9 protein-coding genes and 2 pseudogenes are annotated in these 8,586 nt (G+C 61.8%); 5 read left to right on the plus strand and 6 right to left on the minus strand.

The window, feature by feature from the left end; genetic code table 11:
• Positions 1 to 438: 438 nt before the first annotated feature.
• From ACZBJS_RS35345 to ACZBJS_RS35360, 4 genes are all read right to left on the minus strand, one after another.
• On the minus strand, positions 439 to 1,188 hold the full coding sequence (locus tag ACZBJS_RS35345; RefSeq protein ID WP_463439831.1) for a transposase: 750 nt from the start codon (positions 1,186 to 1,188) through the stop codon (positions 439 to 441).
• A 576-nt stretch (positions 1,189 to 1,764) separates the two neighbouring features.
• A complete protein-coding gene (locus ACZBJS_RS35350; protein ID WP_463439832.1) occupies positions 1,765 to 2,655 on the minus strand; it encodes a lytic transglycosylase domain-containing protein in 891 nt (296 codons plus the stop codon).
• Complete coding sequence (locus ACZBJS_RS35355) at positions 2,652 to 3,164, minus strand: S26 family signal peptidase (RefSeq protein WP_463439833.1); 513 nt, start codon at positions 3,162 to 3,164, stop codon at positions 2,652 to 2,654. The genes ACZBJS_RS35350 and ACZBJS_RS35355 overlap by 4 nt, the downstream gene beginning before the upstream one ends.
• Positions 3,161 to 3,625, minus strand: a complete 465-nt coding sequence (locus ACZBJS_RS35360) for a DUF2840 domain-containing protein (RefSeq protein WP_463439834.1) — start codon at positions 3,623 to 3,625, stop codon at positions 3,161 to 3,163. Before ACZBJS_RS35360 ends, ACZBJS_RS35355 begins: the two co-directional genes overlap by 4 nt.
• Before the next feature lie 212 nt (positions 3,626 to 3,837).
• On the opposite strand from ACZBJS_RS35360, the gene ACZBJS_RS35365 reads away from it, so the two are divergent.
• The gene (locus tag ACZBJS_RS35365) at positions 3,838 to 4,194 is read left to right on the plus strand and encodes a transposase (protein WP_463439835.1); all 357 of its coding nucleotides are present in this window, start codon (positions 3,838 to 3,840) and stop codon (positions 4,192 to 4,194) included.
• A 21-nt stretch (positions 4,195 to 4,215) separates the two neighbouring features.
• Here ACZBJS_RS35365 and ACZBJS_RS35370 read toward each other — a convergent pair whose 3' ends face one another.
• Entirely contained in the window at positions 4,216 to 4,494 is a 279-nt protein-coding gene (locus tag ACZBJS_RS35370) for a helix-turn-helix transcriptional regulator (RefSeq protein ID WP_463439836.1), read from the minus strand.
• A gap of 515 nt (positions 4,495 to 5,009) precedes the next feature.
• Between ACZBJS_RS35370 and ACZBJS_RS35375 the strand changes: the two genes are divergently transcribed.
• The 3 genes and pseudogenes from ACZBJS_RS35375 (at position 5,010) to ACZBJS_RS35385 (ending at position 6,839) form a co-directional block, all read left to right on the plus strand.
• Positions 5,010 to 5,177: a hypothetical protein gene (locus ACZBJS_RS35375; protein ID WP_229158330.1), complete on the plus strand. Its 168-nt coding sequence runs from the start codon at positions 5,010 to 5,012 to the stop codon at positions 5,175 to 5,177.
• A 220-nt stretch (positions 5,178 to 5,397) separates the two neighbouring features.
• Positions 5,398 to 5,733 (plus strand): helix-turn-helix domain-containing protein, encoded by a 336-nt coding sequence (locus ACZBJS_RS35380; RefSeq protein WP_229158329.1) that lies wholly within the window; start codon positions 5,398 to 5,400, stop codon positions 5,731 to 5,733.
• A pseudogene (locus ACZBJS_RS35385) lies at positions 5,726 to 6,839 on the plus strand (type II toxin-antitoxin system HipA family toxin). Before ACZBJS_RS35380 ends, ACZBJS_RS35385 begins: the two are co-directional and overlap by 8 nt.
• 51 nt (positions 6,840 to 6,890) lie before the next feature.
• On the opposite strand, the pseudogene tnpC reads toward ACZBJS_RS35385, so the two are convergent.
• A pseudogene (gene tnpC, locus ACZBJS_RS35390) lies at positions 6,891 to 8,348 on the minus strand (IS66 family transposase); the annotation flags it as partial.
• Between the two features lie 121 nt (positions 8,349 to 8,469).
• On the opposite strand from tnpC, the gene ACZBJS_RS35395 reads away from it, so the two are divergent.
• Positions 8,470 to 8,586 (plus strand): transposase (locus ACZBJS_RS35395; RefSeq protein WP_463439837.1); only part of this gene is annotated, 117 nt, incomplete at its 3' end.

Below are 8,586 nucleotides of genomic sequence, written 5' to 3' on the forward strand. Positions count from 1 at the left end.
CAATGGCTTGTGGTTCGACCGGCGAGCCCCTTTTATCTCGCCTTCCTAATCGGGCGTTCAAAGTCAACTCATTCCTACGCATTTCTTCGACACTTCGCACATCAGCCATGACAGACTCTCTCCATCGACAACGCACAAACGTCACCGCGCCGCGCTTGTGGTTGCAGTCACCAGGCGGGGTCCATGCGTTCCTTCGCGTTCAGTACTTCGGCCGTCGCATGCTCTTCATCAGGTTCATAAACAGGGCTGTCCAAGCAGTCCGGCTCCCGTCCCGAAGGGCGGCAGCAGGCAAGAGATAGCGGACATTCCCCGTTTCGCGGCCCCGCCAGGTGACGCTCACCGCGCGCGCGGACTCTCTAGTTTCGTTCCTCCTCAACATGCCGGGCACAAACGCAGCGCTAATCCGTCGTCATCTGCACCGCGGCTACCGTGCAGGTTTCACTGCAGCCGCCGCGCGACTTTGGCGCCAAAACCAACGTGGAAATCGGTCTCGCTGACCCACATTCGGTGCAGAATGCTTGCGAGCTTGCGCGCGGCGGCGGTGATCGCGCACAGCATGCTCGACCGTTGGCGATCCGCAGGCCCAACGCTCGCGGTGCCGACCATTTCCTGACCCGCAGCAACAGGCTTGCGGCCGCCTCGCAAAGCGACTCGCGCGCTGCGACGTCGCCCCTGTTTGCTGATGCGCACTTCGTGATCGATCGACGTGCCGGACTGGTGCGGCCTCGGCGCCAAGCCAAAATGCGCGCCTACCGTTCGCGATCGGGCAAAGCGCCGGGAACCATCGAAGCCGACATTAAACGACAGGGTCGCAACGGGGCCGACGCCCGGAACCGCCATCAGGCGCCGGCAAACAGCATCATGCTGGACCACCTGCAGCAGCACACGATGCAGCCGATCATAACGCTCAAGGATGGCGCGGCGCACATCCAACATGGCCCTAATGGTCATTACGAAGATCGGATCGCCGCGCTCGATCAGCTCGCGGACGTGGACCTCCAAGGCGCCACGGGCGACCGCTCCAACGAGCAAACCATAGGCCCGCAGCGCACGAATGTTGTTTTCGAAGTCGATCAGTTTGCGCTTGAGCAGCCTAACCTTGACCTCGCGAACGGCGAGACCCTCGCCGTCGATGATGCAAAGACTGGTTTCTTCAAGGCCGACGTCCAATCCAACGTACAGCTTCATCGAAGCTCTCCTGTGTGGTAACGACCACCTACGTCGTTGCACCGGGCTGGATTCGACCACACGGCGTCTGTCCCCGTGCAACGGTTTCTCGAAGTTCGATTTGAAGGGCCGCTCTGCCGTCGTGTTCCGTAGCCAATTGCAATAGTCATTTATTGCGACGACGTTGCCTAACGGTTCACAATTGCGATGCGGTGAGTCTAAAGAGGTGACGCGATCTTCCCGCGATGAGTTTAACGCCAAGCTGCTCGCCGAAGCCATTGCGGTGCTTCGCGAGTTGGTCTCACCCGCGCAAGACGTCACAGACGAGTCGTAGGATGACGGCCATTCGGTTGATACTTGGAAGAGCGGAGAATTCCGCGCCGCCATAGAGCGCGCCGAAGCAGTGATCGCGAAGGCGGCAGCTGCCATGGCAGGGCCCCGCACGGAGTAGGAGCTCGCCGAGTCGACGCATTGCCGGCCGAGGCCCCTAGTCTCGTCAAGACATGACGTCATGTGCAGCACCCTGGACGCACATGTCGTGCCTGCCCACTGCTCTCGCCGCTCCGCCGATTGCTTGCTGAAGCAAGCCATTGCTGGTCATCGCAACGCCCTCGAGTCCGGTCGAGCTACAAAAACGCCAGTACGCCTGGGGGCCATCTGCGTAACATCGCCCGGCGAGATTGCGATCGTTGCGTAGCGCGAGAGCACAAACGCTGTCGGCCTACCGCGCGCTTCCATCGGGTCAGCTCGCTCAACGAACAGCGTCGCAGCTACTGATGACCTCCGGCTCTCGGCACACGACGGCGGCGGTTGGATGCTAAGCAAATTTGCAAGCTTTGCTACATATGCTCGCGTCTCGTCTGGCAAAGGGGCTCCCGCGAGATGTTCTTCGTAGCGAGTTGGTCCCGCGTTGTACGCAGCAAAAACGCCACGCGGACCGTAGCGGTCGAACAATTCACGGAGATACGCCGTGCCGGCCAGAATGTTGTCACGCGGATCGTATGGATCGTTTCCTAGATCATAGCGTTGGCGCAGTTCCGCCCAAGTTGCCGGCATGATCTGCATCAGTCCCATTGCGCCCTTGGGCGACTTGGCATGCATGTTTCCAGCAGTTTCGACGCTCAAAACCGAGCATATCCACCGCGCTGGGATCGTAAAACGTTGTGAGGCTTCTTCGATGAAGGCCGAAAGCGTGTGGTTGGTTCGACAGATCGCTGGGAGCGCATCGGACCCGTTTTGGGCCAGAGCGGTAGTGTCCGATGCGGTCAGAGCAAGCAGCAGCGACACGACCACCCAAACAGGCACACCTGACCGAGCCAAGTCTGCTATCGTGCTCGCGCCCGTGCAGCGTAAAGCCGCTTCGCGCCGATCATTTGGACCACCGCCGCGCCCGCCAGGCTTGCGAGCGTTGGCTGGGACGGAGGAATGGTCCCGCAACCGATCCAACCGAGGAATGGCGGGATAAACACTTAGAACACGCACGGTCACTCCTCCCAGGTCCAGACCGGGAGCGCACAGCCAATCACCGCCGACGCTGGAAGAAATCCAAAATATCGGCCGTCCATGGAGTCGTCCGACTGCCAATTCATGAGAAAGAGCTCGCCCTCGCCGACGACGCGGCAGCCCTGCCATTTGGGCAGCGGCCGGCCGCGTCCGTCGCGGTCCTTCGCCTCGCCCACCGCAATATCATCCACCGAAATCGTGAGCCCGCTTCTGCAGACCGTCTGCCCGGGCACTGCCAAGACTCGCTTGAGCATGGGGACGCCGACCGGCAGATAGCCGTTCAAATCGAGGAGGGTCGCAAGCGGCTCCGGCGGCTGAACGGCGACCAGCTCGGTGACATGGAAGCGCTTCGTCGGTCGTATGCTGTAGAGACCGATTGGCACGCTTGCCGATGCATTCCAAATGTAGAGTGGAAGCGGTTCCAGGACGATCGTCGCGATGAGCGCGGCAGCCACCGCAGACGTCGTGGTCAGCGTCATCAGGCGGCTCGTCATCGCATCACTCTGCGACGATGGAGCCAGGCCTGGTGGCGTGTTTTCGTGTATGGACGCGGGTTTTCGTTGACGGACAGACGGTTATGAACGTGATGCCAATGATCGGGAGCGACGTCAGCCGGATCGATTCCAAGCGCCTCGACGGCATCGATCATCTGCAACACGCGCTCGACCTTCTGCCAGCCAGAGAGCCGCAGCACGATCTCTCCGCCGGGCCTCACATAGGGTACGGTCGAGCAGCGCTGTCCCGGTGCGACAGCGCGTAAGATGTCAATCCGCGAGATGATCGTGCCAAAGTCGTTGGATGTCCAACGGACGAAGGCAAAGATGCTACCCGGTGCAAATGATAGGACACGCCGGTGACGATCAAGCTTTCGTTCCTTGACAATACGACCGAACCGAATGCGGTTTTCGATACGCTTCTCGAGCCACAAGACTTCCACTTCCGTGAGATCGTTCATGCCGCCGCTCCCTGACGCTCGAATCGGGAACGGTATGCTTTGGGCTCAGCGAAGCGCGTGTGCCTCTTCTGAAGGTGAGCAGGCCTGGCGGCCTGACGTTGCCAGTCAGTTCCCATGAAAGTTGAGGCCTGGTTCGCCAGAAAGAAGCCCAGGTATTTATGGCTAGCAGCACTATCGAGTTGTGCCCCCTTGCATGCCGCGCTACGGCGACGATGCCGCGCAACGATTCGCGGCTGGAGCGAATCGCGCATTCCAGCCGTCGGCGACGAAGTCGAACGATGGACTTGCACGCAGGGTTCGACGTGTCGCTGGATCCGAGACGATTTAGGAAGTCGACCAATGTCCGGGCTCATTTCCGATTGGCGCCACGGCGCCATAAATCCGGGCAAACCGGTCGCATCGGGAGCATCACCAAATGCGGCGACGAACTGACGCGGGCGATGCCGCACAAGGCGGCCATCACGATCCTGACGAGCATTCCCGTCAATTTCAAGCCGCGTCTCGGGGGCCCGCAGCTCGCCGGGAAAAAGGATCTGAAGTGCGCCGCGACGCCGGCGGCGATACGCTGAGGATTTGCTGACGGACATGGCCTAGCGCCGCTCTTTACCCGCATAGGGAATTGGCGCATGCCGTTTTGCGGGCAGTACGGTGCCGACACCAGGATCCGATGTCGACTTCTTCTTGCCGAGCTTGGCCCATGCTGTCAGGTCAGCTACTGAGTAGACCACACGCCCGCCAATCTTGTGATACTCGGGACCGGTTCCGTAGGTTCGGTGTTTCTCCAACGTGCGGCCGGACAAACTCAAGAAGCGCGCGGCTTCGGACGTGCGTAAGTAACGCGGCGGCTTATCCGTGTTCGGATCGGACATTTGAAAAGCTCCGTGCTCCTTTGGAGCGCGTACGAGGTTCGCCGCGCGTCGACTGCCATGATCGCGGAGTAGAGGTGCTTAGGGGGATGCCGAAGATGATGCGGTGATTTTCGATACCCCCATCGACGGCGCTCGCCGCGGAACAATAGCCGCCGATCTATCAGAGCGAGGCTCCGTCCCCTCGGATCGTTCAATTGCGAGGGCCGGTGTCTTCTAAGCGCGGTCGGAATGCATTTTTTGCCGAGCAGCGCTCCGGCGATGATTCGATAGACGCCATCGGCAGCAATGCGCGGCGGGCGCTCGGACATCCGCAACTCGTTGCGGAGGGCGAGCTGCCGCTATGGGAGCGTCGACTGTCTGACACGCTATGTCGGCGAAGTGAGCCTCGGCGCCGGTACGCGCTTCCATAATCGCTGGATATCCGAACGCTTGCGTTCCGCAGCATCCTTGATGCGATGCGCAGAAGCTGGAGCGAAATTCTCACGGCCCACAGAAGCGCTCCGACGGTGCCTGAGATGATCGAGCAATATCTTCCGCTGGTCCGTGGCACGGTCATGCTCGGAATCAAGAGTGAGGCTCCGCGTGCGGTGACGCTCGGCTGCTATTTCTTGCTCAAAATTGAAATGATCCGCCTGGATCGACACCGTGCCCTGGCATCGACTTGTCAATCGATCGAATCCTGACGGAAACAGATGGTCCTTCACTCAGATTGACAGACACTTCAGCGAGTCTGCCGGTGTGAAAGCCAGAGCGCGGGCGGCTGCCCAGGTCCGAAACTCCAGGCCGACACCGGCGTGAATTAGGGAAATAATACCATCTATCGTTCGGCTCGTGGGCCTACCGCATAGGAAAATTGGAGCCTTCGTGCTACATATTTCCCGAATTTGAAGCATGAAGACGTCAATGCCTACTCCCCACAATCCTCCCGGTGCGGTCCGACGCGCGCTACGCAAGCTTGGGGCGGACATCCACGACGCCCGTCGACGCCGACGGCTGCCGATGGCGGTCGTGGCCGAGCGCGCATTCACGTCCCGGTCGACACTGCAAAGAATCGAAGCCGGTGACACCCGCGTCAGCATCGGCATCTACGCAGGCGTGCTGCAGGCACTCGGCCTGCTCGACGGCCTGGGTCAGGTCGCCGACATCAGCAACGACAGCGTCGGCCAGGCCCTCGCCAGCGCGCATCTTCCCAAGCACGTCCACCTCAAGCGGCTAACCGGACCATCCCACGATGGCTGAGTTCGAGGTGCACATCGATCTGGACGGCCGCACGCGCCCGATAGGGTTGGCGAGGAGCAATCGCGTCAGAGGCGCGGAGACCATCCTCTTCGAGTACGACGCTGCATGGCTTGAGGATCCGGACCGCTTCTCGCTGGAGCCGGCGCTTGCACTGACACGCGGCGCATTCGCTCCTTCTGCCCGATTGGCCATCTTTGGCTCCATCGGCGACTCGGCGCCGGACACCTGGGGCCGCCGTCTCATGCAGCGCGCCGAGCGCCGCCTCGCCGAACACGAGGGCCGTGCTGTTGGCACCCCTCGCGGAAAGCGACTATCTGCTGGGCGTCGCCGACGAGAGCCGGCTAGGCGCGCTCCGTTTCCGCTGGATCGGCGACGACGTTTTCCGGGCACCGACCCGGGCCGGCGTTCCTGCCCTGATCGAACTCGGCCGGTTACTCCAAATCACCGAGCGGATTCTCCGGGATGAAGAAACAGATGAGGATCTCCAACTCATCCTTGCCCCCGGCTCTTCCCTCGGCGGCGGGCGCCCGAAGGCCTCAGTCATTGACCAACATGGTCGCCTCTCCATCGCCAAATTCCCGAAGGAGACCGACGACTATAGCATGGAGACCTGGGAAGAGATCGCACTGCGGCTGGCTGGCCAGGCAGGTATCGCTACTCCGCAACACGAACTGATCGACGTCGCCGGCAAGCCGGTCATGCTGTCGCGGCGCTTCGATCGCGACGGTGCGATCCGCATCCCGTTCCTGTCGGCGATGGCCATGATGGGCGCCAAGGACGGTGAGCGCGGCAGCTATCCGGAGGTCGTCGATGCCCTTGCTCAACACGGCGCACAAGGGAAAACGGATGCCCATGGCCTTTATCGGCGTGTCGTCTTCAACGTGCTGATCTCCAATGTCGACGATCACCTCCGCAACCACGGTTTCCTGTGGCTGGGAAAGGCAGGATGGTCTCTCTCGCCGGCATACGACCTCAATCCCGTTCCAACTGATCTCAAGGCCCGGGTGTTATCGACGAACATCGATCTCGACGAGGGCACCTGCTCGCTCGATCTGCTGGAGGCCGCATCGGAGTTCTTCGGTACGCATACGACGCAGACCGCCTGATTGATGCATGCGCGCGGGCACGGCGAGCTCTATGATGGTGTTGCGTGAAGATCAGGCGGCCTGCTGATCGGCAGGCTTGTCGCCTTGGCGCAGGAGCTTCCATTCCCAGGGTAGCAGTTCGTGCAGACGCGAAGCGGGAAGATCGGCGATACGGGCGAGGACGTCGGCGAGCCAGGCCTTGGGATCGACGTCGTTGAGACGACAGGTCGTGATGATCGTCAGCATGATGGCGGCACGGTCGGCACCACGCTGGCTGCCGGCGAAGGTCCAGTTGCGCCTTCCCAGGGCGATGCCTCTCAATGCGCGCTCAGCGCAATTGTTGGTCAAGCAGATCCTGCCATCGTCGAGGAAGCGGGCGAAGTTGTCCCAGCGCCTGAGCATGTAATTCATCGGCTTCAGGACCTCGGACGAGCGAGAGAGGGTTTCGCGCTCACGCAACAACCAGGCGTGCATGTCCCCGAGGAGCGGCTTGCTCTTTTCCTGGCGCACGGCGTGCCGCTCTTCGGCGCCGCAGCCGTTAATGGCGCGCTCGATCTCGAACAACACATCCAGGCGCCTGACCGCCTCCAGCGCGATCGGAGAGACCGGTTTACCTCTCTTGCCTTCCCGGGCATTCTTCTCGATGTCAGCCAGCTCGAAGAAGCCCCGCCGCGCATGGGCGAAGCAAAACGCCGGCGTAATCGGCAGCACCTTCTTTTGCGGGTCGAACAGCGGCTCGAAGCCGTTGTAGCAATCGGCTTGCAGGATACCGGCGAAGGCGGCCAGATGCTTCTGGGGATGCTCGCCTCGTCGGTCGCTCGAGGCGTAATAGACCGCCGCCGGCGGCGCCGGCCCGGCAAAGGGCCGGTCATCCCGCACATAAGTCCAGATCCGCCCGGTCGTGCACTTGCCCTTCGCCAGGATACGGATGGTGGTGTCATCGCCATGAAGGCGCTCGGCAGCGAGCACATGGCGTTCGATCAAGTGGAAGAGCGGCATGACGGCGAAGGTCCCGTGGCCGACCTGGTCGGCCAGCGTCGACAGCGGCAAATCAATCCTCTCGGCCTTGAAGCGCGCACTCTGGCGGTTGAGCGGGATATGCATGCCGAACTTGTCGAACAGGATCGTCGCCAGCAATTGTGGGCCGATGAAGCCGCGCGGCGTGGCATGGAACGGCGCAGGCGGCTGGCTGATCTTCTCGCAATCGCGGCAGGTGAACTTCTCGCGCACTGTCTCTATGACCTTGAAGCGACGCGGGATCTCCTCCAGCGTCTTGGTCACATCCTCGCCGATCTTCGCCAGCCGCGATCCGCCGCAGCAGGCGCAGCTCGTCGGAGCGTCAATGACGACGCGCTCGTGTTCGATGTCGTCCGGCCAGGGCTTGCGCACCGGCCGCTTGCGCGTGAAGGGGCGGACGTTCTGAGTCTTCGCCGCTGCGGCCTGCGCCGCAAGCTCATCCTCGCTCGCCGTGGTGACGAGGTCTTCGAGCTCCAGTTCCAACTGTTCGAGCAGCCGCGCCGTGCGCTCGGAGGTAAGCGGCAAGGAGACCCCGTCTGGCGGAGGAGGTGAACGATCGGCTATCGGCTGCTAAGTTTGTGAGCCGATGTGAGCTTCTATGTCTGCGCCTAGTTCTGGAACTAGAACCTTCCATATGATCGAAGCGGTCGCCGACCGTCTTGAGGGAGCGCCGCGGCAGCTTCGCCGACGCTGGTCGGACGAGTTTAAGGCCCAAGTCGTGATGGAGGCGCTGGAGCCTGGCGCGAGCGTC

This window comes from Bradyrhizobium sp. KZN70725 (assembly GCF_055264925.1).